This is a genomic window from Arthrobacter sp. QXT-31, from assembly GCF_001969265.1.
In the GTDB taxonomy this organism is placed as follows: domain Bacteria; phylum Actinomycetota; class Actinomycetes; order Actinomycetales; family Micrococcaceae; genus Arthrobacter.
The window spans coordinates 2913069-2937399 of record NZ_CP019304.1 but is presented as its reverse complement, the minus strand read 5'-3'; the positions used below and the strand labels follow the sequence as shown (position 1 = coordinate 2937399).

The 24331-nt window shown below is 66.6% G+C and carries 28 protein-coding genes; 6 read left to right on the top strand and 22 right to left on the bottom strand.

Annotated elements, in window-relative coordinates; translation table 11 throughout:
* Positions 1-16 precede the first annotated feature (16 nt).
* Complete coding sequence (locus BWQ92_RS13235) at positions 17-412, bottom strand: hypothetical protein (protein ID WP_076800137.1); 396 nt, start codon at positions 410-412, stop codon at positions 17-19.
* Positions 409-753: a PadR family transcriptional regulator gene (locus BWQ92_RS13230; RefSeq protein WP_076800135.1), complete on the bottom strand. Its 345-nt coding sequence runs from the start codon at positions 751-753 to the stop codon at positions 409-411. Before BWQ92_RS13230 ends, BWQ92_RS13235 begins: the two co-directional genes overlap by 4 nt.
* 129 nt (positions 754-882) lie before the next feature.
* On the opposite strand from BWQ92_RS13230, the gene BWQ92_RS13225 reads away from it, so the two are divergent.
* Genes BWQ92_RS13225 through BWQ92_RS13210 form a run of 4 tightly spaced genes read left to right on the top strand, consistent with a single transcriptional unit; the run spans position 883 to position 3995 of the window.
* Positions 883-1293, top strand: a complete 411-nt coding sequence (locus BWQ92_RS13225) for a TOBE domain-containing protein (protein WP_076800133.1) — start codon at positions 883-885, stop codon at positions 1291-1293.
* Positions 1290-2108, top strand: a complete 819-nt coding sequence (gene modA, locus BWQ92_RS13220; RefSeq protein ID WP_076800131.1) for a molybdate ABC transporter substrate-binding protein — start codon at positions 1290-1292, stop codon at positions 2106-2108. The genes BWQ92_RS13225 and modA overlap by 4 nt, the downstream gene beginning before the upstream one ends.
* Positions 2086-2949 (top strand): ABC transporter permease, encoded by an 864-nt coding sequence (locus BWQ92_RS13215; protein WP_076800129.1) that lies wholly within the window; start codon positions 2086-2088, stop codon positions 2947-2949. Before modA ends, BWQ92_RS13215 begins: the two co-directional genes overlap by 23 nt.
* Positions 2946-3995: a sulfate/molybdate ABC transporter ATP-binding protein gene (locus BWQ92_RS13210; protein ID WP_076800127.1), complete on the top strand. Its 1050-nt coding sequence runs from the start codon at positions 2946-2948 to the stop codon at positions 3993-3995. The genes BWQ92_RS13215 and BWQ92_RS13210 overlap by 4 nt, the downstream gene beginning before the upstream one ends.
* 165 nt (positions 3996-4160) lie before the next feature.
* Here BWQ92_RS13210 and BWQ92_RS13205 read toward each other — a convergent pair whose 3' ends face one another.
* The 15 genes from BWQ92_RS13205 to BWQ92_RS13135 form a co-directional block, all read right to left on the bottom strand.
* Entirely contained in the window at positions 4161-4766 is a 606-nt protein-coding gene (locus tag BWQ92_RS13205) for a DUF6036 family nucleotidyltransferase (protein ID WP_076800125.1), read from the bottom strand.
* The gene (locus BWQ92_RS13200; RefSeq protein WP_157365154.1) at positions 4753-5298 is read right to left on the bottom strand and encodes a hypothetical protein; all 546 of its coding nucleotides are present in this window, start codon (positions 5296-5298) and stop codon (positions 4753-4755) included. Before BWQ92_RS13200 ends, BWQ92_RS13205 begins: the two co-directional genes overlap by 14 nt.
* 129 nt (positions 5299-5427) lie before the next feature.
* Complete coding sequence (locus BWQ92_RS13195; RefSeq protein ID WP_076800121.1) at positions 5428-5712, bottom strand: hypothetical protein; 285 nt, start codon at positions 5710-5712, stop codon at positions 5428-5430.
* A gap of 85 nt (positions 5713-5797) precedes the next feature.
* On the bottom strand, positions 5798-6019 hold the full coding sequence (locus tag BWQ92_RS13190; RefSeq protein ID WP_140416407.1) for a hypothetical protein: 222 nt from the start codon (positions 6017-6019) through the stop codon (positions 5798-5800).
* A 42-nt stretch (positions 6020-6061) separates the two neighbouring features.
* Positions 6062-6505, bottom strand: coding sequence for a DUF3592 domain-containing protein (locus BWQ92_RS13185; RefSeq protein ID WP_236782954.1), 444 nt, complete (start codon positions 6503-6505; stop codon positions 6062-6064).
* 297 nt (positions 6506-6802) lie between these two features.
* A complete protein-coding gene (locus BWQ92_RS13180) occupies positions 6803-7999 on the bottom strand; it encodes a hypothetical protein (RefSeq protein WP_172804285.1) in 1197 nt (398 codons plus the stop codon).
* Positions 7989-9245 (bottom strand): MFS transporter, encoded by a 1257-nt coding sequence (locus BWQ92_RS13175; RefSeq protein ID WP_076800114.1) that lies wholly within the window; start codon positions 9243-9245, stop codon positions 7989-7991. The genes BWQ92_RS13180 and BWQ92_RS13175 overlap by 11 nt, the downstream gene beginning before the upstream one ends.
* Positions 9242-9787: a TetR/AcrR family transcriptional regulator gene (locus tag BWQ92_RS13170; protein WP_076800112.1), complete on the bottom strand. Its 546-nt coding sequence runs from the start codon at positions 9785-9787 to the stop codon at positions 9242-9244. The genes BWQ92_RS13175 and BWQ92_RS13170 overlap by 4 nt, the downstream gene beginning before the upstream one ends.
* Positions 9784-10365 carry a sugar O-acetyltransferase gene (locus BWQ92_RS13165; protein WP_269466404.1) on the bottom strand — a complete coding sequence of 194 codons (582 nt, stop codon included), beginning with the start codon at positions 10363-10365 and terminating at the stop codon, positions 9784-9786. Before BWQ92_RS13165 ends, BWQ92_RS13170 begins: the two co-directional genes overlap by 4 nt.
* An 85-nt stretch (positions 10366-10450) precedes the next feature.
* Positions 10451-11989, bottom strand: a complete 1539-nt coding sequence (arfA, locus tag BWQ92_RS13160; protein WP_076800110.1) for an arabinosylfuranosidase ArfA — start codon at positions 11987-11989, stop codon at positions 10451-10453.
* A gap of 54 nt (positions 11990-12043) precedes the next feature.
* A complete protein-coding gene (locus BWQ92_RS13155; RefSeq protein ID WP_076800108.1) occupies positions 12044-12940 on the bottom strand; it encodes a carbohydrate ABC transporter permease in 897 nt (298 codons plus the stop codon).
* A gap of 2 nt (positions 12941-12942) precedes the next feature.
* Positions 12943-13938, bottom strand: coding sequence for a carbohydrate ABC transporter permease (locus BWQ92_RS13150; RefSeq protein WP_236782953.1), 996 nt, complete (start codon positions 13936-13938; stop codon positions 12943-12945).
* An 18-nt stretch (positions 13939-13956) separates the two neighbouring features.
* Positions 13957-15258 carry an extracellular solute-binding protein gene (locus tag BWQ92_RS13145; RefSeq protein ID WP_157365299.1) on the bottom strand — a complete coding sequence of 434 codons (1302 nt, stop codon included), beginning with the start codon at positions 15256-15258 and terminating at the stop codon, positions 13957-13959.
* 230 nt (positions 15259-15488) lie between these two features.
* The gene (locus BWQ92_RS13140) at positions 15489-16490 is read right to left on the bottom strand and encodes a LacI family DNA-binding transcriptional regulator (RefSeq protein ID WP_076800104.1); all 1002 of its coding nucleotides are present in this window, start codon (positions 16488-16490) and stop codon (positions 15489-15491) included.
* A 32-nt stretch (positions 16491-16522) separates the two neighbouring features.
* Positions 16523-17737 (bottom strand): Vgb family protein, encoded by a 1215-nt coding sequence (locus tag BWQ92_RS13135; protein WP_157365152.1) that lies wholly within the window; start codon positions 17735-17737, stop codon positions 16523-16525.
* A 119-nt stretch (positions 17738-17856) separates the two neighbouring features.
* Here BWQ92_RS13135 and BWQ92_RS13130 point away from each other — a divergent pair, with 119 nt between their 5' ends.
* A complete protein-coding gene (locus BWQ92_RS13130; RefSeq protein WP_076800099.1) occupies positions 17857-18501 on the top strand; it encodes a VOC family protein in 645 nt (214 codons plus the stop codon).
* 18 nt (positions 18502-18519) lie between these two features.
* Here BWQ92_RS13130 and BWQ92_RS13125 read toward each other — a convergent pair whose 3' ends face one another.
* From BWQ92_RS13125 to BWQ92_RS13115, 3 genes are all read right to left on the bottom strand, one after another.
* Entirely contained in the window at positions 18520-19530 is a 1011-nt protein-coding gene (locus tag BWQ92_RS13125; protein ID WP_076800097.1) for a cation transporter, read from the bottom strand.
* A complete protein-coding gene (locus BWQ92_RS24325) occupies positions 19527-20030 on the bottom strand; it encodes an ABC transporter substrate-binding protein (RefSeq protein WP_335633063.1) in 504 nt (167 codons plus the stop codon). Before BWQ92_RS24325 ends, BWQ92_RS13125 begins: the two co-directional genes overlap by 4 nt.
* A 67-nt stretch (positions 20031-20097) precedes the next feature.
* Positions 20098-20883: an alpha/beta fold hydrolase gene (locus BWQ92_RS13115; protein ID WP_236782952.1), complete on the bottom strand. Its 786-nt coding sequence runs from the start codon at positions 20881-20883 to the stop codon at positions 20098-20100.
* Between the two features lie 110 nt (positions 20884-20993).
* On the opposite strand from BWQ92_RS13115, the gene BWQ92_RS13110 reads away from it, so the two are divergent.
* The gene (locus BWQ92_RS13110; protein ID WP_076800093.1) at positions 20994-21674 is read left to right on the top strand and encodes a GntR family transcriptional regulator; all 681 of its coding nucleotides are present in this window, start codon (positions 20994-20996) and stop codon (positions 21672-21674) included.
* Positions 21675-21691: 17 nt separating this feature from the next.
* Here the strand turns inward: BWQ92_RS13110 and BWQ92_RS13105 are convergent, their stop codons facing one another.
* Together BWQ92_RS13105 and BWQ92_RS13100 are read right to left on the bottom strand one after the other, a co-directional pair.
* Positions 21692-22447: an SDR family NAD(P)-dependent oxidoreductase gene (locus BWQ92_RS13105; protein WP_076800091.1), complete on the bottom strand. Its 756-nt coding sequence runs from the start codon at positions 22445-22447 to the stop codon at positions 21692-21694.
* Positions 22448-22493: 46 nt separating this feature from the next.
* The gene (locus BWQ92_RS13100; RefSeq protein WP_076800089.1) at positions 22494-24305 is read right to left on the bottom strand and encodes a hypothetical protein; all 1812 of its coding nucleotides are present in this window, start codon (positions 24303-24305) and stop codon (positions 22494-22496) included.
* Positions 24306-24331: the final 26 nt, after the last annotated feature.

The following is a 24331-nucleotide window of genomic DNA, read 5'->3' as shown; positions in this document are numbered from 1 at the left end:
AACGGCCACGGAAAACCTACCGAGCGGAACTTTGGAGGGAACGCGGCGCCGGGCGGAGGTAGTCGGTCAGGAACCCGGCAATGACGCCGGCCAGCAGGACGGCGAGCGCCGGCAGGAGCGTGACCGGCCCCACGGCTTCCCTAATGTCGAGGCCCAGGAAAGGCGTGACGACGACGGCGAGCACGTACGCGAGCGCCACTGCCACGGCGACTGTGGTCACGGTGGTTCCCCATGACCGGCGCTTCCCTTTGGGGAACTGCTTCGCGTAGTCCTGAGGAGTTCCGAACTCGTCCTTTGCCGACGTCCCGGAGGCCGCCTCGTGGGCACGGACTTCCTCCAGCGTTTCGGCGATCTGGCGCTCAGAGACACCGCGTATCCGAAGGTTGAAGGCCAGGTCACGCTCGTACGTCATGGGGCTTCCTTTCCGCTTGTCCGAATCCTGCTGAGTGCTTCATCCATCTGCTGCCAGGCGTCCGCCGCGCGGGCCAGTTCCGCCCGGCCCTCGCCGGTGATGGCGAACTGCTTGCGGCCCGGCCCCGCGGTGTCGTGCTGCCACACATGGCTGACCAGCCCCTGCTCCTCGAGCCGGCGCAGCAGGGGATACAGCGTCCCGCCCCGCGTCCGAGGAAACCCGCCGGAGCGGAGGACTTCGATCATGGCGTAGCCGTGCATTCCGCCGTTCGCCAGGAGGCCCAGCACTGCATGCGGGAGAGCAGCGCGGGTCAGCTCCTGCTGCCAGTCGATTCCGCTCATAGCTAGATAGTGTCACTACTTACATTGGGTTGCAACCCTTCCCGGGCTACCGCACCGGAGGGCGAGTGCGAGTTCCGCATACGCGGGAATAAGTAGCCAATAACTCCGCAGATATGCCACGATGCTGTCATGCCGAAAATCCGGATCTCCGAAGCCGCGCGCTTTCTGGGCGTCAGCGATGACACCGTCCGCCGCTGGACGGAGAACGGGACCCTCTCCCCCGTCAAGGATTCCTCCGGCCGCCTGGCCGTGGACGGACTGGAACTGGCCAAGCTCGCCCGGGACCAGGCGCAGCTGCCCGATGACCCCACCCGCATGGGCAGCTCGGCGCGCAACAGGTTCGTTGGCTTGGTCACCGGCATCACCGCGGACAAGGTCATGGCCCAGGTCGAGCTGCAGTGCGGACCCTTCCGCGTCGTGTCCCTGATGAGCAGCGAAGCCGTCAGGGAACTCGGCCTGGAACTCGGCTCGGTGGCCACCGCCGTGGTCAAAGCCACCACTGTCATCATCGAGACGCCCCAGGGAAAGAGCGTCATATGAGCATCACCCGTGCGCGCCCCACCGCGCTCTTGGCCGCGTCCCTCCTTGCCGCCGGGCTGGCCGGCTGCGCCGCCTCCAATACCGCATCCGGCACCACCCAAAGTGGCGGTTCGACGGCGAACGGTAAGTCAGCCGGTCAGGCCGGGACCCTCACCGTGTTCGCCGCCGCGTCCCTGAAGGCGACCTTTACCAGGATCGCCTCCGAATTCGAGGACAAGAACCCAGGGACCAACGTCACGCTCAACTTCGCCGGGTCCTCGGGCCTGGCCACCCAGATCAGCCAGGGTGCGCCGGCCGATGTGTTCGCCGCGGCCGATACCAAGAACATGGCCAGACTCTCCGACGCCAGGCTCATCGACGGCCCGGCAAGCAACTTCGCCACCAACGTCCTGGAGATCGCCGTCCCAGCTGCCAACCCGGCGTCGATCAGTTCCTTCGCCGACCTGGCGAAGGAAGGCGTCAAGGTGGTTGTCTGCGCACCGCAAGTGCCGTGCGGCTCCGCCACCGAGAAGGTTGAAGAGGCCACCGGAACCACCCTGAAGCCGGTCAGTGAGGAATCCTCTGTAACCGACGTGCTGGGCAAGGTCACCTCCGGGGAAGCCGACGCCGGCCTGGTCTACGTCACCGATGTCAGGAACGCCGGGGACAAGGTCAGGGGCATTCCGTTCAGCGAAGCGGACCAGGCAGTGAACACCTACCCGATCGCGGCCGTCGGCAGCAGCAGCAACAAGGAAGTGGCCAGGGCCTTCATCGCCATGGTTACCGGCAGCGAAGGCAGGAAGGTCCTCAGTGATGCCGGTTTCGGCACCCCGTAGCAAAAAGGCTGCCGCCAGCACGTTAACAAACCGGCGGAACACCGGATACACCGGCGTCCCGCCGTGGGTGTTCGCGATCGCGGCGGCGGGGGCTCTGCTTGTCCTGCTGCCGCTGGCCGCCATGGCGGCCAGGGTCAACTGGGGGCAGTTCATCCCGCTCGTCACCTCGGAATCATCCCTGACCGCGCTGGGCCTGAGCCTTCGGACTTCGGCAGCCAGCACGGTGCTGTGCATCGTGTTCGGCGTGCCCCTGGCCCTCGTCCTGGCCCGCGCCAGCTTCCCCGGCCAGCGCCTGTTGCGGGCCTTCGTGCTGCTCCCCCTGGTGTTGCCGCCCGTCGTCGGCGGCATCGCCCTCCTGTACACATTCGGCCGGCAGGGTCTGCTCGGCCGGAGCCTGGAGCTGGCGGGCATCCAGATCGCCTTCTCCACCACCGCCGTCGTTCTTGCCCAGACGTTCGTGGCTCTGCCGTTCCTGGTGGTGAGTCTCGAGGGCGCACTCAGGACGGCCGGGACCAGGTACGAGGCGGTTGCGGCAACCCTCGGCGCCCGCCCCACCACGGTGCTGCGCCGCGTCAGCCTTCCGCTGGTCCTGCCTGGACTTGCCTCCGGGGCCGTGCTGTCCTTCGCCCGCTGCCTTGGCGAGTTCGGTGCCACCCTGACCTTCGCCGGCAGCCTGCAGGGTGTCACCCGCACCCTGCCGCTGGAAATTTACCTGCAGCGGGAAACCGACGCCGATGCCGCCGTCGCGCTGTCCCTGGTGCTCGTGGCGGTGGCGGTCGCCGTCGTCGGGCTTTCCTACCGGCGCCCCCGCGCGCTGGCTGCGGAGGCGGGTCCGGAATGACCTTCACGCTCGAGGCCGCCCTGCACGCCCGCAACTTCGAGGTCTCCCTGACGCTCGGGGCCTCCGAAACCATAGCCGTGCTTGGTCCCAACGGAGCCGGCAAATCAACACTGCTGGGAATCGTCGCAGGACTGCTCCGCCCGGACAGCGGGCGCGCGGACCTGGGTGAAAAGACGCTGTTCAATCTCGACGGCGGCAACAGCCACTTCCTGCCCCCGCACGCCAGGGGAACAGCGCTGCTGGCCCAGGAGCCACTGCTGTTTCCGCACATGAGCGTGCTGGAGAACGTCGCCTTCGGGCCGCGCGCGGCCGGTGTGGGCCGGGCCAATGCACTGCAGACGGCACGGCACTGGCTGGCCGAGGTGGATGCGGCGGAGTTCGCGGACCGGCGGCCCGGGCAGCTCTCGGGCGGGCAGGCACAGCGCGTCGCCATCGCGCGCGCCCTGGCCATCGACCCCGAACTGCTGCTCCTCGACGAGCCGATGGCAGCCCTCGACATCCATGCCGCCCCCATGCTGCGCCGGCTCCTCAAGCGCGTCCTGGCAAACCGCCGGGCCATCATCATCACGCACGATGTCCTGGATGCCCTGATGCTCGCCGACCGCGCCGTCGTCATGGAGCACGGACGGATCACGGAGGAAGGTCCCACCCGCGGCGTTCTGGAAAGACCGCGCAGCAAGTTCGCGGCGGGCCTGGCGGGAATGAACCTTCTCCCCGGCACCATCATCGCGCACGGGCTCACGTCCGACGGCGGGCTGGACATCACCGCACACCCCGAGGACGGTGCCGTCCCCGGCCAGGACGGCGTCGCCGTCTTTTCGCCGACGGCGGTCTCGGTCTTCCCGGGCGATGAACACGGCAGCCCGCGGAATTCGTTCGCCGTCACCATCACGGACCTGGAACCGCACGGCGACCAGATCCGGGTCCACGCCGGCGGCCTGTCGGCGGACATCACCCCGGCAGCCTCGGCGGACCTCGGCCTTCACCCCGGGATGACCGTCCACTTCGTCATCAAGGCCACCGCAATCGCCGTCTATCCGGCCTAGCCTACGGCGCCGGAACCCTGCGCCCTAACCGGGATAGGTCCCATCGGCAAGGACTCACCGCTCCGGGCAGGTCAGCGGGTAGCTCATGCTGGCGGATGCCGGTAATCTCCGGGCATGGGGTTCATTGGGGGAAAACAAGGTCGAGGCCTGACGCTGCTATTGGTCCTAGCCAGTTCTGCGGGGGTCTTGAGTGCCTGCCTGCGTCTGGGCGGCCTTGGCCCACTCGATGGATTTTCGCTGGCGATAGGCCAACGCTTCTTCGCCTTGGTCGCTGTCGACCCCCGCCAAGTCGATCGACGCCAGACGCTGTTCAAGAATTGCGGGATCGACCAGCCGCGCTTCCACCAGCGCCCGGACAAAGTCGAGATCCTTTTGTCGGTCCGCCATAAGTTTTGCCGCGCAAAGGTCATGCGGCTCCAAACAAAGACCGGTGGCATTATTGGTGGCCTCGCTCCTGACGCCAACCAAACGATATTCCCAATCCGGGGGCAGGATCGCCGTCCGCCGTCCAACGCCTTCAATGTAAAAGCCATACTCCTGGTGGAACTCCGACAGCTCGCCTGCATCAAAACTAAGTTGGTCGCTCAGAGCTTCGGCGTCCACGTCGCGCACCGGAGCAATATCCACCTCCGGCGACATGGTGGCCACGTCAGGCAACTGATCTTCGGTGAACGAACCGAGAATCGACTGGCTTCCTATGATGATCACTTGGTCTTGCTTGATTATTTGCGTCGCGGCACGGATCGCATGCTCCAGCTCATCCCTTTTCAAGCAACTGCACCTTCCTCATTGCGACCAGCCGGTCCTGCGAGCTCAGTGCTCCGGCAAACGGGCTGATTTGCCGGAGGTCCCTGCCTTCTTCATCATCGGCCAGCATGGCCCGCTCCAGCTCATCATCGGACAAATGGAGCAATTCCTCCCACCGATCCAGCCATCCTTCGGCGATGGGTGCACGCGAAGTGCCGCGCATCTTTTCGATATTCGTCCGGGCGACCTTGCGGAGCCGCTCCGGTTCCTCGTGCAGCCTTATTCCCACCATGACATGCAACTCATAGGGGAACCGTTCCTCCCGCCGGGCGGCCGGATGCCTGGCCTTAGCCGCTCTGATGGCGTCCTGGATCACCGCGGGGCTGCTCCCCAAGCGGGCGGCGATGGCACGCACCGACAGGCCGGAAGCGTGCAGACCGAGGATACTCTCCTGCCGGCGGCGGGCCGTGAGCAAAAGTTTTTGACGGACAGCCTCAGTTTCTCGTGTCCAGGCTTTGGCCTCTTCAGCCAAACGGCTCACCATCTCATCGTCCACACTTGTATGGTACCCCCATACAAGGGGAGCTACGGGGGTTCTCAGCGATCAGCACGTGCTTGAGATCCTGTCGCCTCCATACGGACACCGCTGCCCCATTGGCTGAGCCCGCTTTCCCGGCAATCTGCTTCAGGCGCTTACCGTGAAAAAGCTCTTCGGGTCGTCCGCGCCCAGCAGATCGTGACGGAAGACGATGGCGTCCACCGGCCGGGTGTCCACGAACAGGACCGCCACGTCCCGCGAATGGACGACTGTGTACCGCCGCTGCCCGTCCACCCAGGAATGGATGCCGGTGTACTCCTCGACGAAGAACCCGTCGCCCAGCAGACCCCGGTGCTGAAGGAGGTCGTAGACAAGATTCCAGGCCAGATCCATCAGTTCGTGGATCGCAGCCTCAACCGTTGGAGCTGTCATAGCCCCATGGTGCGCCCGGGGGCCGACATGTTTGTGGACGCAGGTCCCGCGTGTTGCCGAGCTCTCCAAGACGATCCTGCGGCGGTCAGAAGCGGCCGTCGTAGCTTTCCCTGATGGACAAGGCCACGAGTTTCCAGCCTTCGATGATCTTGGTCAGGTCGTGTTCCGGGGATGCCCTGCCCAGTCGGCGGACCACTTTCATTTCAGCTTCCATGGCCGCGGCCATCTGCTCCGCGTAGTCGATCAGCTCCCGGATCTTCTCGGCTGGAAGCTCAGGCGGCTCGGGATAGCTGATCAATTCCTCCATGCGGCCAGTGTGCCACGGGACCGGGATGGCGGCCGGTACTGGTCAGCCGAGCGGGAACACTCCTATGAACCAGAACGACGCCAGCGCGAAGAACGCCATAACCGGGATCAGGCAGCCCAGCACGACCTTGGACGGGTGCGCGACCTCGAAGGACTCGGCCGGGTTCTCCGGGTTGTAGGCGACCTCCAGCACCGATCCGGGAACGGGCCGCTCCACACGCGAGACCTCAGATTCGCCGAGGTACAGGACGCCCTGCGGTCCGGTGAACTCGTACCTCGGCCAGTACCGCTGGTTCCGGCTCGCGTTACCGGCACCGGAAGTCCAGCCTTGCCGGCTGCCGGTGACCGTTGCCTGCCCCTTGGGCCAGCTGTCAATGAGCCGTTCCTGGGCCTGCGTCTTCCGCAGCGCATGGATGGAGGCAGCCGCCGCGCCAGCGGCGAACAGCACCCAGATGATGTACAGCACGATTTTCACAGCGATCCCCATGTCGCAGACAGTAAACAGCACTAAAAGTCTCTCAAGGACGAGCCTGAGTATTGAATCGATCACGGTCCGGCAGCACCTATGCGGGTTTTCATGGCGCGCAAGATGAGGGATCTGGTGTTCAGAGCCGAGCAGCTGGCAGGAAAAGCTGATCCTTCCCTCGCGCAGCTGGCAGCCATGCCACCAGGCATGCAAGCGGATCGCCTCACACGTGACGCCCCGTGGGAGTTCCGATCATTCAGCTGGAAAGAATGACGACTGAGACGGCGCAGGAGATGCCGAAGGCTCTGGCAGACTGTTCTAGGATGCCTGGTCAGTCGTCCGGAAGGTGTTTCTGGTGAGCCGACCGGGTACGACCTCGGCGACACGGAGCGCTTCGACCCCGTCCCCGTAGACAGCCGAGTATTGGGCGGGCACCCAAGGCTGTGTCGGGTCGCGAAGGAGTGCCGCGATTTGGTCGCGGTCCAAAGGTTCCTCTGACCAAGCGTGAAACAGCCCTGTCGGATGTTCTTCCGGTTCTCCTACCAGGTACGGCCGGACGGTGTCTGCCCACAGCGGTCCGAACCAGTTCCACCACTGTGGGTACGGTGGCAAGCCTACCCACTCGCCAAACAGTATGGGGCGCCGCGGGAGCTCAGTGCCTCCGACCTTGGGCACTCCCTCTGGAGGGGTTCGCCGCAGGACTTCGGCACTCGCGAAGAAAGCATTGAACTCTGTCGCCGCGCCCATGAAGAAGCGGCGCAAGGACCGACGCCAGGCTGCATCAGTCAACGCATCGCGGGCCAGTATGAGACTAAGTTTCCCGATGTCCCGACGGTACCGTGGTCTTGGCAGGTCAAGGCGTCCTAACAGGACCGGGGACCCGGTTGTGAAGAACATGCCGGTCACGGATTCCTCTTCGCATGCGGCCAGGAAGGCTACCTCGCCGTCACGGTCAACGCGGCCCTGAAGCGGCTCGTACGTGCCAAAACGGCGTGGAAAAGACTCCGGCAAATACGTCTTTGCGAGCTTCAGGAAGCGGGCGGGGACGTCTTCTGGCGCTTCTTCGGCAAGGAAATAGATCGTGACATCCACCTCGTCGGGTTTATCCCCGGATTCGCGCCGCGGCGATTTTCGACGGGACGATTTGGGCCAGATTTCCTCGGTTTGCTCATCCACCAGGACACCGCCTGCCGCTGTCGCCAGCTTCTTCCCAAACCGCACTGCGTGGGGGATGTCCTGTGCGCCGCCCACTGCCAGCACCTGGTACATGAACTGCGGATCCAGGACAGCGGCGGTGACGTCCTCCGGAACGTCTTCAGGCTCCACGTGGAAGGGTCCTTCGACGCTGAAAGAGTCGACCCGACGGCTGCCGCGCACTGCTGTGAGCAACGCTGGTCCGTTGGCTGCCGGGTCTGGAACCTCTTCCACATGCATGATGCTGGCTGAGCGAATAAGATCTGCCAGAGCGTCGGCAGTCAACCCATTGGTCCCGAAAACAGAAAGTTCATATGACACGACCCGTAGCCAAGCTCGCCGTCCGCTTCGCCAGTACCGGGGACAGCGCCAGGACCAGGAGGCCCGCCAGCGGCACCACGAAGAGACCGGCGCGCAGACTGACGGCATCAGCGATGGCTCCCACCACAGGCGGGGACACCAGGAAGCCGACGCGCATCAGCCAACTGACCATCGTGAGCCCCGTTCCGGGCCGGAGCCCGGGGAGCTCGTCCGCCGCGTGCATGGCGGCGGGAACGAGGGTGGCCACGCCCAGGCCTGCCGCCGCGAAGCCGAGGATGGTGCCGGGAATGCTGGGAACCAGCAGGGCCGTACCCATGCCAACGGCCGCGATGATCCCGCCTGCCCGCGCCACCGTCCGCTGGCCAAAGCGGTCCACGAGCCGGTCTCCCAGCAGGCGGCCGATGAACTGTGCGCCGGTCAGCGCCACGAAGCCGAGTCCGGCCACGGTGGTGGCCGCTTCCAGGGTGTCGCTGAGGTAGATGGCGGACCAGGAACTGCCCGCATCCTCCACCAGGGCGCCCGCCGTGGCGATCAGCACCAGCGCGGCCAGAATGCCGTACTTGGCAGCTGTCCCCCGGGCGGCCTTGGGTGCGTCCAGGGCAGGCTGGCCATCCGCAGCGGCGGCGGCAGCACCGTCGTCGTCCGTTTCGGGTCCCCGGAGGAGGAAGCGGTAGCAGCACAGCGTCAGGGCCGCGAAGAGGGCGGCGGAGATGCTGAGGTGGATTCCGGGTGCGAGGTTCAGGCCCGCCGCCGCGGCCCCCATCAGGCCGCCGAGCACCGCGCCGATGCTCCAGACTGCATGCAGGGAGTTGATGATGGAGCGCTGGTACAGCCGCTGGACGCGCAGCCCGTGGGCGTTCTGGGCCACGTCGGTGACGGCGTCCATGGCTCCGGCGAAGAAGAGTGCGGCCGCCAGCACCGCCCAGGATGGCGCCGTGCCCGCGCCGAGGATGCCCAGGCTGGTCAGGATGGTGCCCGCCACGGCAACCCGCGAGGATCGGAAGCGGCGGATCAGGGCACCGGAGGCAAGTCCGGCGATGAGGGCGCCGAGGGGAAATGCCGCCACGGCAAGGCCGAATTCAGCATTGCTCAGGCGCAGTTCCTCCATGATGGCCGGATACCGGGGCAGCAGGTTGGCGAAGAGCGCGCCGTTGGTGAGGAAAAGCAGTGCCACCGCGGCGCGGGCCCTGCCGGAGCCGGCTGGCGGAGCGGAGAGGACGGCTGCTGTTGTCGAAGGGCTGTTCACTGCGGGGTCACAATTCTGTTCACGGCTTCACGAACGGTCTCGGCGGACATGGGGTTCAGGGCCAGTGCCCGGTGGATGGACAGGCCCTCGATCAGGGCGTCGAGCATCACGGTGGTGTCGGGATCGAAGTGCCGCGCCAGGGCGGCCCGGCTCCTGGCCATCCACGTGTCGGTCACGCGGCGCAGGTCCGGGCGGCGGGCGGCCAGGGCGTAGAGCTCGTAGGTCAGCAGGATGTTCCGCCTGGCCCCCAGCAGCTCGCCCGTGATGAGCCCCACCACGGCTTCCCGGGCGGCGTCCGGGCTCCCGGCGCCGGCGAGGGCCGCCTCGAACCCGTCGGCGGTGTCGTCGGCGAGCTTCGTGAAGGCGGCGGCAAGGAGGTCGTCGAGGCCGGTGAAGTGGTAGGTCAGCGAACCGAGCGGAACGTCCGCGGCCTGGGCGACTTTCCGGTGGGTGGTGGCCGCGACGCCGTGCTCGGCGATGACGTCGAGGGCAACCTCGATGAGGCGCTGCCGGCGGTTGGGGTCGTGGCGCCGCACGCTCATAGGCTGCGGGTGACGCGGGCGGGGTTGCCGACGGCGACGACGTTGGCCGGCACGTCCTTGGTGACCACGGAGCCGGCGCCGACCACCGAGTTCTCCCCGACGGTCACGCCGGGCAGGATGATCGCCCCGCCGCCGATCCAGACGTTGTTGCCGATGGTGATGGGCTTCGCCGCCTCGAGCTTGTCGCGCCGCGGACCGGGCTCCAGCGGGTGGGTGGGCGTCAGCAGCTGGACGTTGGGACCGATCTGGACGTCGTCGCCGATGGTGATGGCAGCGACGTCCAGAGCGGTGAAGTTGAAGTTGATGAAGGTGCGGGCGCCGATCCGGATGTACTTGCCGTAGTCGACGTACAGCGGCGGGCGGATCTCGGTGGCCTCGCCGATCGCGCCGAGGAGGTCGGCGAGGATCTGCTTGGCCTCGCCGCGGTCCGCCAGCCATGTCCTGCCGTAGCGGTCGGCGAGTTCCATGCCGCGGATGTTGTCGGCGGCAAGGTTCGGATCGTCGGCGATGTAGAGGTCCCCGGCGAGCATCCGCTCCTGCATGGTCCTGCTGTCGCCGGCAAAGTACTGCTCCAAGATGGTTCCTTCCAGAAGGGCGTTATGTACAAGCGTACACTGCTTGTGTACGGGTGTACATAACACCCTCCCTGGGGGGCGGGAAGGATCAGTTCTTGGCCACGTCCAGCTCGACGGCGGTCCAGGACAGCGCCGGCAGGGTCAGCCGCAGTTCCGGGCCGCTGGCCTTGACCCCTTCCAGCGGCTTCAGGCCCACGCGGTCCGGGCTCCCCTGGCTGTTGATCGTGAAGCGGTCCCCGCCTTCCGGAATTTCCAGGACCTCCGCGCGGACAACCTGGCGGGCGTCGAAGCCGCGCAGCGCCACCTCAACGTCGGCGGCCTCCTCCAGGCCGCGGTTCGCGAAGAACAGCGCCAGCCGGCCCGTTTCCTCGTTCCAGGTTGCGCTGACGTCGACGAGGTCGGTGTCGCCGAACCGGGCGTTCGCGTACTTGTCCGAGTCGACGGCCAGACGCAGGATCTGGCCCTTTGCCATCTCGGCCATGCGGGCGAAGGGGTGGAAGATGGCCTGCCGCCAGGCCGGGCCGTTTTCCTCGCTGAAGATCGGCGCGATCACGTTGACCAGCTGCGCCTGGTTGGCGATCTTCACCCGGTCGCCGTGGCGGAGCAGCGAGTTGAGCAGGGTTCCGACGACAACCGCGTCCGTGACGTTGTACTTGTCCTCGATGACCCGGGGGTGCTCCCGCCAGCCCGCCTTGCTGACGTTGTGTGGCTGGTCCTCAGTGTCGAGGCCGCGCTGGTACCAGACGTTCCACTCGTCGAAGGACAGGTTGATGTGCTTCTTGTGCTTGCCCTTGGCGCGGACGGCGTCGGCGGTGGCGATCACCGACTCGATGAAGTAGTCGGTGTCGACGGCGCTGGCGAGGAAACTGCCGACGTCGCCGTCGTGCTCCTGGTAGTAGGCGTGCAGCGAAACGTAGTCCACCTCCTCGTAGGCGTGGGCCAGCACCGTCTGCTCCCAGGCTCCGAAGGTGGGCATCCCGGAGTTGGAGCTGCCGCAGGCCACCAGTTCGATGTCCGGGTCCACGAAGCGCATTGCCTTGGCGGCCTCCTGCGCCAGCCGGCCGTACTCCTCGGCGGTCTTGTGGCCGATCTGCCACGGCCCGTCCATCTCGTTGCCGAGGCACCACAGCTTGATGTTGAACGGGTCCTTGTGCCCGTTTTTGGCGCGCAGGTCGGAGAGGTAGGTGCCGCCGGGGTGGTTGGCGTATTCCACTATCTCGCGGGCCGCGTCCACTCCCCTGGTGCCCAGGTTGATGGCTTCCATGATTTCCGTGCCGGCCTGCCGGGACCAGTCCACGAACTCGTGCAGTCCGAAGGCATTGGTCTCCAGCGTGTGCCAGGCGCCGTCGAGCCGGCGGGGGCGGTTTTCCCGGGGGCCGATGCCGTCCTCCCAGTTGTAGCCGGACACGAAGTTGCCCCCGGGGTACCGGATGACGGTGGCCCCCAGCTCCTTGACGAGCCTGAGCACGTCCTGCCGGAAGCCGTTCTCGTCGGCCTCCGGGTGGCCGGGCTCATAGATGCCGGTGTAGACGCAGCGGCCCATGTGCTCGACGAAGGAGCCGAAAAGGCGGCGGGGCACTTCCCCGATGGTGAAGTCGCGGTCGAGGGTGATCCTTGCGCGGGACATGTTTGGGTCTCCTTGGTAGTGGTTCAGAACTGTTGTGAAAGCAGTGGTGCCGGATCAGGTGCCGGCGAGGCCCGTCGTCGCAACGCCCTTGATGATCTGGCGCTGGAAGAACAGGAAGACGAGGATGAGCGGCAGCGCCGCGAGCAGCGCGGAGGCCATGTTCTGCGCGTACTGGATGCCGTAGGCGCTCTTGATGGTCTGCAGCCCCACCGGCAGGGTCAGGATGGAGCCATCATTGGTGGCGATGAAGGGCCAGAGGAAGTTGTTCCAGGCACTGATGAACACGAAGATCGCGACGGCGGCCAGGATGGGGCGTGAAAGCGGCAGGATGATCTGGGTGAAGATCCGCATCCGGCTGGCGCCGTCCATCACTGCGGCTTCCTCGAGTTCACGCGGGATCTGGTCGAAGAATTTCTTCAGCACGAACACCATGGCCGGGTGGATGACCTGCGGCAGGATGATGGCCCATGAGGTGTCGATCATGTGCATCGCCACCATCTGGTAGAACAGCGGGATGATCAGCACCGGCGGCGGGATGATGATGGAGGCGATGATCACGGTCATCAGCACCTTCTTGCCGCGGAAGTCGATGCGGGACAGGGCGTAGGCCACCAGCGCGGAGATGGCCAGGGTGATCACGGTGATGGCGGCGGAGGTGTAGAGCGAGTTCCAGGTCCACAGCGGGATGTTGCCGTCCTGGAACACCTTCACAAAGGCGTCGGCCGTAAAGCCCGACGGCGGGATCCAGCTGACCTTCGACGCGGCGGCGTCCGTCTCGCTCTTGAAAGCGGTGACGGTTGCCCACGCGAAGGGGACAAGCCAGAGGACGGCCAGGATCGCGGCGACCGCCAGGACGGCCGCCCTTCCGGCCGTCATCTTTCTGCGGGGCCGGCGGAGCTGGGTGGCGGACGTGGTGCGAAGGGCCGGGCGGGTGAGGGTCTGGGTTGCCATGGTTATGCACTCCTGCGGCGGGTGACGAAGAACTGCATGACCGAAACGGCCACGATCAGTCCGAAGAAGATGTAGGAGATCGCTGCCGAGTAGCCCAGCCGGTAACCGGTGAACCCGGTTTCGAAGATGTACTGCACCACGGGCCGGGTGGATCCGGCGGGGCCGCCGGCGGTCATTTGGTACACCTGGTCGAAGATCTTGAGCGAGGCCAGGATCTGCAGGAGCACAATCATCACGGTGGTCGGGGTCAGCTGTGGCAGCGTGATCGAGAAGAACTGCCGCCAGGCTCCGGCGCCGTCCAGCGACGCGGCCTCGTAGTGCTGGGCGGGAATGTTCTGCATGGCAGCCAGGTACAGCAGGAAGTTGAAGCCGACGGTCCACCACAGCGTCGCTATGACGATGGCCCACATGGCCACGTTCGGGTCGTTCAGCCAGGCCACCTTGGGCAGGCCGATCTTCGCCAAAGAATCATTGATGAGGCCCAGCTGCGGGTTGTACATCCAGGTGAAGAAGAGGGAAACCACGGTGGAGGCGAGCAGGTACGGGGCGAAGTAGGACAGCCGCCACAGCCATTGCGCGGGCAGCCCGACGTTGACCAGGGCGGCCATGACGAGGGCGACGAGCACCAGCGGGACCGTGCTGATCACCGTGAAGTAGAGCGTGTTGCCGAGGGAATGCCACATGTCGGCGTCGGCCAGCGCTTCGGCGTAGTTGGCCAGCCCGATCAGGCTGTCATTCGCCCCGGTGAGGGACTTGCCGGTGAGGCTCATGTACAGGCCGTACAGCAGGGGCCAGACGAGGAACACCAGGAAGAAGGCCAGGAACGGGGCGGCAAAGCCCCAGCCGTTGAGGTTGTCCCGGGTGCGCCGTGGGCCGGCAATTGCCGAACCGGTTCCGTCACGGAGGGACGGGTTTCGGCGGGGGCGGTTGCTGCGGGGCTTGCCGGGCAGGGACGATGTTTCAGGCGCGGCGCTTTGGGATGTTGCCAAGGAACTCATGGGTGACTCCTTTGTCGCTCAGACCGGGTTGGGCCGGGAAAGAAGGGTGTTGGTGCGCCGCGCAAAGGCGTCCCAGCCGTCGGCTGCCTTGTCGCGGCCGAGGAGTACGTTCTGCACGCTCTCCGCAAAGTACGTCTGCCAATCCGAGCCCGAGCCGCTGAACCAGGCCTCGGGGTCGTAGGTGATGATGTCGGCGGCGTTGGCGTAGTGGATCTGGGGCGTGAGTTCCCGGTATGCCTGCGACTGCACCACCGGCTGGTAGGCCGGAATGTGGCCGGCCTCGGCCCAGGACAGCGACCCCTTGAGGATGTCGCTGACGAACTTGTACACGTCGCGCCGCTTTTCGTCGTCGACGTTCAATTGGCGCGGCAGGACGAAGGAATGCGAATCCGCATAGGACGCCGGGGTCCCGTAGAGCGTGGGGATGGTGGCGGCGTCGACGGCCAGGCCCGCCTTCTTGAAAGTGGGAAGTTCCCAGACGCCGCTGAACAGCATCCCGGAACCGCCGCGGGCGAATTCGGCAATGCCCGTGCTGATGTCACCGCTTTGTGCGGCGATGGTGTCGTCGAACAGTGACGCCATGAATTCCAGGGATTCGACGGCGGCATCCCTGTCCACCTTCATCGGCTGGCCCGGAGTGAGTTCCATGTCCGCGCCATGCTGCTTGTAGAGGGTGTAGAACAGGCGCCACATCTGCGAGCCGCTGCCGAGGTAGCCGAAGGACAGGCCGTGCGCCTGCGTCACCTTCTGCATCTCGCGGGCCATGGCGAGGAAGTCCTGCGGGGAAGTCACCTGCTGCAGCTGGCCGTTGGCGGCGAGCAGCCCTGCCTTGCCGGCAACGTTGGTGTTGTAGAACATGACGAAGGGGTGGGAGTCCAGCGCGATGGAGAACACCTGGCCGTCCTGCTGGCTCTTGTCCCAGATCCTCGGTGCGAAACTCTCCGCCGTAACGCCGTGCTCCGCCAGCAGGGACATGTCCCAGGGGTCGATAAGCCCGCCCGGTGCATAGCCGGGAACCCGGCTGGCGTGCATGATGGCCAGTTCCGGCGGCCTGCCGCCGGCCGATGCCATGGCCAGCTTGGTGTAGTACGGCGGGCCCCATGCCAGGACCGTCGGATGGACTTTGAAGGCGGGGTTGGCCCCGTTCGCCGCGCTGATCATGGCCTGCATCTTGACGCCGTCGCCGCCGGACAGCAGGTGCCAGAAGGCAATGTCCCGCACGGCCGCCGCCGAGGCGGTCCCGCCGCAGCCCGTCAGTCCGGCCGCAGCCAGCACGCCGCCCAGGGCTGCTGTTCCTGTCAATAATTGCCGCCGGGACATCTGCTGGCCGGGCAGCTGCCTGCCGGCGAAAAAATCAAACTGCTTCACCCGTCACTCCTTTGGATGGGTCCGCTGAAAGTAGTCCTGATGGCGCCCTGCCAGCCGTTCCGGTTTGCTGCATCCGGGGTCCGGTGCAGCTGGCGTGTGACGCAGACCTCACATTACATCGTTGTAAAAGAGCGCACAAGGAAAAATTGTTAGCGCCAACAATGTGATTCGGCAGTCTCGGTTTAGCTGCGCGTGCTCTCGCGCTCCATGATGCTGTAGCCGACCGTGACTACCCGCTGCGGACCGGAGCGGTCAGCCATCCGCTCGGTAAGCAGGCGCAGGGCTTCGCTGGCCACACGGCGCTTGTCGAAGGAGACGGTGGTCAGTGAGGGCACGGCGTATTGCCCATCGGCGATGTCGTCGAAGCCGGCCACTGCCAGGTCGTCCGGAACCCTGATGCCGCGCTTCCACAGCACACTCAGCGCGCCGATGGCCATGGAATCGGTGAAGCAGAACAGTGCCTCCGGCAGCGGGTGCGAGTCCAGCCAGGGGCCCAGTACTTCCGCCGCGGTCTGGGGCGTCCACTTCTCGCACGGAATCAGCAGCGACTCATCCTGGTCAATCCCAAGTTCATCGAGCGCCTCCTGGTAACCCCGGGTACGCAGGACTGCCGCTGCCGAGTGCCGGCCTTCCGCCGTACCCAGCACGGCGATGCGGCGGCGGCCTGTCCGGGCGAGTGCGAGGGTCATGTCGCGGGCGGCGGCAACGCTGTCCACCCACACCCGGTCGGCCAGCTGCTGAGAGACCTCGCCGAGCAGGACCACCGGAGGCAGGGAGACGCCAACTTTGACGGCGCTCTCATCCAGCACCACAGGGTTGAGGATCAGCCCGTCGATGAGGTTGGAACGCGCGCGGGACATCAGTTCGTATTCGCGGCGCGGATCGGAGCCGGTTTCCTCAATCTGGACGCTCCAGCCCTGTTCGTGCGCGACCTCCACGATGTTGTGCGCGATCTCGGCGGAGTACGGCGTTGCCAGGTCCGGCAGCGCCAGGGCTATAACGCCGGACCTGCCGTTGCGCAACCCCCGGGCGGAGAGGTTGGGGACATAGTCCAGTTCGAGGATGGCCTGCTCCACCTTGAGCCGCGTGGAACCGCTGACCGGCACCACGCCGTTCATCACGTTTGACACCGTCTTGGGTGAAACCCCGGCACGGCGCGCGACGTCCTTGACCGTTGCGCGCACTGCTCCCCTTTCAAAGACGTATGTGAACGATGTTACAGCCCGCTACCCGCTGAGCTGGCGCCGTCCTCTGGACGGCCTTGCCTGCGGCGGCCCTTCACCAGGATCCAGGCGGCGAGGGCGACGACGGCGGCCCCTACCCCGCCAGGCAGTGTGTACCAAAAGCCGGCCGGCAGGGCATTCCCGGAGCCGGCGGCTGCCGGTACAGCCGCTTCACCGGCAGGAGCTGCGGACAGTGCCGCCGCCGTCGAACCTTGCGACGCGGCCGCCAGGGCAGCCGCGGAGTAGCGGACCACGGCCCCGTCCCCCGGCCATGACACCGCGGGGCTGATCACCATGGCGGACCCGTCCGGGGCTACCGCCAGGTGACCTGGGCCGCCGTCGGTGGGGATCGAGCCCGCCACGTCTTTGGCGTGCGGCCGAATGACCGACAGCTTCTGGGACAGCAGGCTCGTTATGTACAGCGAGCCGTCGGATGCGATGGCCACGTCCTGCGGCCCGCCCCCGACAAAGATCCGCTCAGCCGCAGTGTCGGCGCCGGGTTTGATGACGGCGATGTCACTGGACTTGATGTTGGCTACGTAGACGGTTCCATCGGGTCCGGCGGCGATGCCGTGGGGCTGCTCTGACGTTCCGGTGTCCGAGATCAGTTCGATGGTCTTCGAAACAGTGTCCGCCCCGGCCGGGATCACGGAGACGGTGCCGGCAGTCTGGCTGGTTACGAACGCGGTTCCGTCCTTCGTGACCGCTATTTCCGCCGGTCCCGCTCCGACCTTGATGGTGCGGTCCACCGCGGTTCCGTTCGGCGCAATCACTGAGACTGAATTCCCGGCGGGGTTGGCAACGTAAACCGTTCCGTCCGGTCCGGCGGCTAGCGGATGGAGGCCTGCGGACACCGGAACGGTCCTTTCCACACCTGCAGCACCGGGCGGGATGATCCCGACGGCGCCTTGGTCCCCCTCCGCCGTGGCTACGTAGAGCGTGCCATCCGGGCCGAGCGCGAGTCCAGTGGTGATGCGTCCGCCGGTGCTGAGGGTGCGTGCCGCCTTCGTGGTGCCCGAGGGAACCACGAAGACTCCACCGCCCTGGCCGTAATTGCCGAGGTATGCCGTTCCGTCTGCGGCGATGGCCACCCGGACGGGGGTGCCGTAGATATAGATTGCTTCGTCAGCTGCCGCCACTGCTGGCGCTGCCGCTAGACCCAGCATGGCTCCGATAACGGCAGTGGACGCGGCCCAGCGGTACCTCATGAAATTTTCCCCCAACAGATTCCCCAATGATGAGTCGGCGCGAAGCCAACCCAGAGAAGCCTACTAGTTACCGGGACAAGGCCATTGACCACCGCCCGCGGACTCCGAATAGTGGGGGCATGGCAACAGCGATTTCCGATGGAGACTTCTCAGCCGCCGACGGTGTTAAGGAGTGGCGCGTGCTGTTCTGGGGTGCGAAGACTTTGTACCAGACCGGCGACTTCGCCACCGGCGCACAGTTCGTTGCCGCCATCGCTGAGGCTGCGGAAGCACTCGGCCACGCCCCTCTGGTGGACCTGCGGCCGGACACCGTGACGGTCCAGGTCGTCACACCGGGCGTGGGGCTGAGCGACCGCGACCTCGAGCTTGCCCGCAGCATCTCCGGCGTTGCTGCCGGGCTTGGGCTGAAAGCAGACCCGTCGGCCGTGCAGCACGTCCAGCTCGCGTTCGACGCCTCCGACCGGCCGGCCGTCATGGAATTCTGGCGTGCGGCGCTGGGCTACGTCGCCGTCGGGGATGAGGACCTGGTCGAACCTAACCTCGTCGGCCCGTCCGCGTGGTTCCAGGACAAAGAGTCCGTCCCGCCGCACAACCGCATCCACATGGACGTCTCGGTCCCGCATGACCAGGCGCAGGCGCGTATCGATGCAGTCCTGGCCGCCGGCGGCCGCGTCCTCGGCGACCGCTACGCCCCCGCATGGGTCTCCCTCATAGATCCCGAGGGCAACGTGGTCGACATTTGCACGTGGCAGGGGCGCGACTGATCTTTCTTCCGTCCCCTTTTAGCGTTCGCCGCCCGGAGTGGCTCCCGGCAGGAACTCCTCAGGCAGTTCGGCGACGGGAACCACCACCATGTCCTGCACTTTCCAGTCCAGGGCGACGCATTCGCGGCGCGCCCGTTCGATGTGGTCCAGGGACGGGATGACGCCCTCGCGGGGAACCACGAAGGCTTCAACGTGGAAGACGTGGCCTTCGTCGCGGATCCGGCTTCTGGCCCGGGCGACCCATCCGGTGTCCACCAGCGCAGCTTCGATCTGCGCGGCAAGCGGATGGGGCCGGGCATTGTCGTACGTTCTCGCCCGGGCGTCCATCAGGTCGGCGACGGCCCCGCGGAGGTTTTTGACGCCGTCGGAGGTGATGCCGGCCGAAATGACGAGGGCCGCGGCAGCGTCCGCCCACCACCACCCGACGCCGATGCCCGCCACTCCGGCGGCGGCGGCCACCGCCGTCATCCAGTCGGCCTTGTTCATGTCCGCGTCGGCGTAGAGGACCTTGTCGTGCAGTTTCTCGGCGACCTTCATCTTGGCCCGGCCGATGAAGACCGGCGGCAGGGCGATGAGCAGCATGACGCCGATCATCAGCCAGCCCAGCCAGACCGTCTGGCCGAAAAGCTCGATGCCGCCGATGGTGGGGTGTTCCGCCGTGATGAGTGCCAGTGCGGAGTCGACGAGCAGGTAGCCGCCCATCACGAGCAGGGCGACGGCCGCCACGACGTGGGCAACACCGATGGCGCGGTGGTAGCCGTACGGGTGCTGCTCGGTGGGCGGACGGCGGATGACCCGGGCGGCCACGAGGAAAGCGATGGGCGGCAGGAAAGAGAGCAGGTCCTCGATCCAGGCCGCCTTCATGGCCTGCGAACTGCCCAGCACCAGGAAGACCAGCGTGACGGTCACGGCCAGGAAGGCGATGGTCAGCCATTCGAGCTTCCTGGCTTTGTGGAGGGCTGCGCGCTGTTCCTCGGGGAGCCGCGTATGCCCGAACCGGGCTGTTACTTTGCTGTCCGCGCGGTTCACGGTGTCACCTCCTGCGCCAGCAGGTGGCGGTCCAGTTCCAGCAGAAAGGCGTTCTCGCCGTGCGGGACAAGCATGACGTGCTTGACGGTTTTGCCGCGCTCGTCCGTGCTTTCCGCGAAGGGGCGGGTGAGGCCGGCGTCCTTGGACCATGGTGTGTCGTCGGCAAACCCGCCGACCACCAGGTCCAGGTCCCCGTGCTTGAGGTCGCTGACGAGGTCCTGTTCGCTGCCTCTGCGCCAGTCCACGGCTGCACCTCGGGAGGCCGCGAAGCTCCGGACCAGGTCCGGTTCGATGCCCGCCGGATCACTGCCTGGAGCCAGCCGGACCCAGTCGCCGCTTTTGCTGACGCTTTCTGTCGCTCCGACCCGGAGCGTTCCTCCCGTGATGTTTCCCAGCGTTCCTTTCGGGTCGGCGGGCATGGCGCAACCGGTGAGCAGGCAGCCGGCGGACAGGAAGACCGCGGCGAGCGCGTACGCCGCCCGAGTCCTGGAGAGCAACACTGGATCCACCTTTCGCGCCGAGGCCCTTCTTCCTGAACCCTAGCCGAAGGGGCTATTCCGCGCCGCGCTAGCGGTCCAGGAAGCGCTGAAGGAACGGGAGGGTAGCGTGCATGGCCTGCAGGTCGCCGTCGCTGGCGGCCAGTTCACCGAGGTAGTCACCGTGGCCGCCGGGCACGATCAGGAGGCGGGCATCCGGGATCGCTCGGCTCATGCGCACTGCGTGCTCCGGGCTCACCACGTCCTGGTCGGCGCAGAGCACCAGGGTTGGCGCAGTGATTCTGCCGAGCTCCTCGTCGGTCCAGCCTGGGAAGCCGAGGATGCGCTGCCGGTCCAGTTCGAACAGGCGCTCCAGGTGGCCGGGCTCGGGATTGATGCTGCGGTCGGCGTCCTGGTAGACAGCGGGCATGTCGTCCAGGGTGGCCGCCTTCATCCCCTCCCAGAACTCGTCTGGCACGGCGTCCCGGCTGAAAAACGTGGAGGCGGCGACGAGGCGGCGCACCCGGAACGGGTGCTGCATGGCCAAAGCGAGGGCGGTGTGGCCGCCGGCGCTGAACCCGAGCACATCCACCGCGTCCAGGTGCAGCTGGTCGAGGACCGCCAGGACGTCCCCGGCCGAGTTCTCGGCGGTGAGCGGCCGATCGGTCGGGGCCGTCCGGCCGTGGCCTTCCTCATCGACGGCGATCACCAGGCGGCGCTCGGACAGGAACGGAATGATGCTGGAGAAGTTCGTCTGGATGGTGGATCCCCCGCCGGGGATCAGGAGAAGGGGTGCCCTGCCTGTCTGCGCCTCGCCGTGGACCTCGTAGTACATGCGGAGGCCGCCGTTGTCCGCGTATCCCTGCCTGAACGTCACACGGCATCCTAACGCCGGGTGGTTGCCGGCGCCACGGATGATTTTGTCGGCGGTTAACCGAAACCGGTTGACCGTTAGAATGAACAGCAGTTGACGAGAGGTGGAATCCAATGGCTTTGGCCCGACGCGTGACCCGTGCGGAGGCACTGGGAGAACAGGTTGTGGCAGCGCTGCGGTCCGACATCCTTACAGGCGATCTTCCTCCCGGGCACCTGCTGGTGGAGGCCGCACTCGCGGAATCCTTTGGCGTCAGCCGCGGACCCGTCCGGGACGCCCTGCGAACCCTCGCCGGCGAGGGCCTAATCGCGGCCTCCGGCAGGAGCTACCGGGTTGTCGGCCTGGACCAGCAGGACCTCCGCGACCTCTTCGCACTCCGTGAGCTGCTCGAGGTCGCCGCGGCCCAGCAGTGCGCGGCGGAAAACCCCGAGGGACTGCGCCAGGAAGCAGAAGCCGCCCTGGAGGACATGCGCACCGCGGCCGAAGCCGGCAACACGGACGCGTTTGCCACCGCAGATGCAGCATTCCACTCAGCCTTCTTCACCTCGTGCGGCAACCGCCGGCTCCTGGCGGTCTGGGAGCAGCAGGTACCCACTTTCACGGAGCTATTCCGGCTCACCACAGCACTGGATGAGCCGCTGTCGCGCTCCGTGGACTGGCACCGCCAGATGCTTGACACCGTCTACGGAGGAGACCCGGAGGCCATCGCCGCCGAGGTGCGCAAGCTCGTCGTCGGCGGCGAGGAACAGATCGTCACCGCCCAGCACGATCTGCTGGAGCAGCGGCGCGCCTGACCTCAGGAGGCCGCACCTCAGAGCGCCGTAAGGCCGCCGTCGACCGTGAACAGGCCGCCGGTTGCGTACGCCGATTCATCGCTGGCGAGGTAGACCATGATGCCTTCGACATCCGCGGCGGTGCCGGCGCGGCCCAGCATGGTGGAGTCGACCAGGCCGGCGCGGCTGGCAGGATCATCCGCAATGGTCTGCACGAGCGGCGTCTCCGTGTAGCCGGGGACCACGGTGTTCACCCGGATGCCCTCCCTGGCGTAATCAGCAGCGACGACGCGCGCCAGTCCGTGGACGCCTGCTTTCGAACTGGAGTAGGCGGTGAACGTCTGCCCGCAGGCCACCACCGCGGTGGGGCTGCCGGTGCAGATTATGGAGCCGCCCCTCCCCTGCAGCGCCCGCACCGCATACTTGAGCGTCAGGAACGCCCCGCGGTGGTTGACGGCCACGGTCTTCTCCCACACCTCGAGGGACAGCTCGCCCACCTTCGCGTCCTGGCCGAAAAGCTGGACTCCGGCGTTGGCCACCACGATGTCCAGCGGTCCGCCGGCCGCGACGGAGGCGTAGGCCGCTTCCACGCTGCCTTCATCGGAGATGTCCACGGGCAGCGCTGCGGCAAGTTCGCTGCCGGTGGCCGCGGCTGCCTTTTCGGCAGCTTCGGCGTTGATGTCGGCGAAGTACACGCGGGCGCCTTCGGCGGCGAAGCGCTGCGCCACGGCCAGCCCGATTCCGGATCCGGCGCCGGTGACCAGAGCGGTTTTGCCTGCAAGCCTGGTGGACATCTTGTTCCTCATTTCGTGGTGGATGGATCGGCTCCGGGTGGAGGGATCAGTCGAGCCGCCGGGCCGTGTGGCACCAGGCGGGAATGTCGAAGGTGTGGGTTTCGCCGTCTTCAAGCCGGACCGCTGTGGTCAGCGGTTCTGCCGTGAGGTTCGCGGCAAAAAGCAACACGCCGGAGCCTGATGAAACCGGGTAGAGGACCAGCCCGGGGATCCCCTGCGGTGCCTCCAGCACTTCGGCGCCGCGCAGGGCGGCCAGTTTTTCGAAGAGCCGGAAGGCCGGCGTCGGGGTCCCGTCGTCGGCGATAAAGCCTCTGGGTCCGCTGGCCTCGAAGTAGCTGACGGAATCGACGCCGGGCAGGGTCAGGGCCGCGATGCTGCCCAGCAGCCAGGCGGCGGTGAAGTCCTCGCCCTGCAGCGGATCCGTGGTCATCGCTTCGACTGTCGCAGGGTCATAGCCACCGTCCGTGGAGACGGCGTTGAACCGGGCCTTGAGTGTGACCGGGCCAATGTGCAGCGGCTTGCCGGCCCCGATGCGGAGTGCGTTCAGCGCCGTGAGCCGTTGGATCGGGAGGCTTTCGACGATATGAGGCACCTCGGTGGCGTGCATCTGCGGCGTGATGCTGTAGGTGAGGGCGCCGGCGTCACCGGGAAGGACGTCCTGGCGGCGGTTGAGCTCGGTGAAATGGGAGCGGGCGCCGGCGAGCAGGGTGCCGGTGAAGCCGCGCCGCTGCGCTTCGACGCGCAGTTCGTCCCACAGTTCCGGTTCGGTGACATGGCCGTCGGAGCTGAACACCCCGAGCCTGGCCACCTTCCCGAGGGGCAGCAGGTCCAGCCTGGGGGCAATGTCGGCGGCACTGGCCGCGGTGATCCGCACGTCCAGCGGAGCGTCCAGCTCGGCGGCCTGCCGCTCTCCGTGGTGCAGGACTTCCGCTGCTGCGGGGCCGCTGCCCGGCAGCTCAACGATTAGGGCGTCCAGCCCGGGAACGACGCCGAGCCTCGCCGCTGAGCGGGACGCTGACGTTCCCAGCCCAGGGACAAAACCCTGGACCTGCCGGTGCACCGTCAGCACGCCGTCGGCCCGTTCCGCGGAAGTCGAAGGGGCTGTTGATCCGGCCGCCTGGTCCGTGGGTGCGGCCGTGAGGCGGATGCTCTGCTGCACCCGCTCCCCCGCGCGCACACTGACCGGAAACGGGCGGGACAGCGGGGTGCTGTAGGTCTTGAAGGAGGCGTCGGTCCAGTTCCGCTGGTCTTCGGTTTCAAAGACGTCGCCGCTGAACTCGAGTGTGTAGGCGGTGCCGTCGCGTTCCCAGGCCAGCGCGGCAATGTCCATGAAGGGCTGGTGCGGGCTGACGTCGGTTGGAAAAGCTGACTCTGTGCGGGTCCCGTCTGGGGCTGTGATGATGACGCGCCGTCCGCCGTCGTCGGGCCGGTGCAGGACAACCAGGCCGATCCGGTTACTGCGGAAATCCTGAGGCGCGGTACCGTCGAAGGCAACCGTGAGCCCGTCGCCCGAAAAGCTGACGGCCACGTCGGCAGCGTACTCGGAGCCAAAACCGGTAAAGCCGACGGCGAGCCGGAGGGACGCGTCGTCGTCGTCGCCAGTCGCAGATTCAACCTCGGGGACGGATTCGACTTCAGGTACTAGCGTCCGCCAGTCGTGGTCCCGGACCACTGGCCTGATGGCTCTGAGGACGGGGTGTCCCTGGTACTCGATGTCCGCCAGTTCGTCCCCGCGCAGCTGCACGCGCCACGGGCCGTTCTCAATCGTTCGGGCCGGTGCATGGAGTCGGGATTCGTTCTCGGCGAGGATCACGTCTGCGCTTTCGGTCGGAAGGGCTTCGAGGTCGGGATGGTTCACATCCGGTGTGACGGCCGGGGACAGGA

Bases quoted from the DNA above. Each gene is read 5' to 3' on its own strand.
- BWQ92_RS13235 (WP_076800137.1), bottom strand. From the start codon at position 412: ATGACGTACGAGCGTGACCTGGCCTTCAACCTTCGGATACGCGGTGTC.
- BWQ92_RS13230 (WP_076800135.1), bottom strand. From the start codon at position 753: ATGAGCGGAATCGACTGGCAGCAGGAGCTGACCCGCGCTGCTCTCCCG.
- BWQ92_RS13225 (WP_076800133.1), top strand. From the start codon at position 883: ATGCCGAAAATCCGGATCTCCGAAGCCGCGCGCTTTCTGGGCGTCAGC.
- modA (WP_076800131.1), top strand. From the start codon at position 1,290: ATGAGCATCACCCGTGCGCGCCCCACCGCGCTCTTGGCCGCGTCCCTC.
- BWQ92_RS13215 (WP_076800129.1), top strand. From the start codon at position 2,086: ATGCCGGTTTCGGCACCCCGTAGCAAAAAGGCTGCCGCCAGCACGTTA.
- BWQ92_RS13210 (WP_076800127.1), top strand. From the start codon at position 2,946: ATGACCTTCACGCTCGAGGCCGCCCTGCACGCCCGCAACTTCGAGGTC.
- BWQ92_RS13195 (WP_076800121.1), bottom strand. From the start codon at position 5,712: ATGACAGCTCCAACGGTTGAGGCTGCGATCCACGAACTGATGGATCTG.
- BWQ92_RS13190 (WP_140416407.1), bottom strand. From the start codon at position 6,019: ATGGAGGAATTGATCAGCTATCCCGAGCCGCCTGAGCTTCCAGCCGAG.
- BWQ92_RS13185 (WP_236782954.1), bottom strand. From the start codon at position 6,505: ATGGGGATCGCTGTGAAAATCGTGCTGTACATCATCTGGGTGCTGTTC.
- BWQ92_RS13170 (WP_076800112.1), bottom strand. From the start codon at position 9,787: ATGAGCGTGCGGCGCCACGACCCCAACCGCCGGCAGCGCCTCATCGAG.
- arfA (WP_076800110.1), bottom strand. From the start codon at position 11,989: ATGTCCCGCGCAAGGATCACCCTCGACCGCGACTTCACCATCGGGGAA.
- BWQ92_RS13155 (WP_076800108.1), bottom strand. From the start codon at position 12,940: ATGGCAACCCAGACCCTCACCCGCCCGGCCCTTCGCACCACGTCCGCC.
- BWQ92_RS13150 (WP_236782953.1), bottom strand. From the start codon at position 13,938: ATGAGTTCCTTGGCAACATCCCAAAGCGCCGCGCCTGAAACATCGTCC.
- BWQ92_RS13145 (WP_157365299.1), bottom strand. From the start codon at position 15,258: ATGTCCCGGCGGCAATTATTGACAGGAACAGCAGCCCTGGGCGGCGTG.
- BWQ92_RS13135 (WP_157365152.1), bottom strand. From the start codon at position 17,737: ATGAGGTACCGCTGGGCCGCGTCCACTGCCGTTATCGGAGCCATGCTG.
- BWQ92_RS13130 (WP_076800099.1), top strand. From the start codon at position 17,857: ATGGCAACAGCGATTTCCGATGGAGACTTCTCAGCCGCCGACGGTGTT.
- BWQ92_RS13110 (WP_076800093.1), top strand. From the start codon at position 20,994: ATGGCTTTGGCCCGACGCGTGACCCGTGCGGAGGCACTGGGAGAACAG.
- BWQ92_RS13105 (WP_076800091.1), bottom strand. From the start codon at position 22,447: ATGTCCACCAGGCTTGCAGGCAAAACCGCTCTGGTCACCGGCGCCGGA.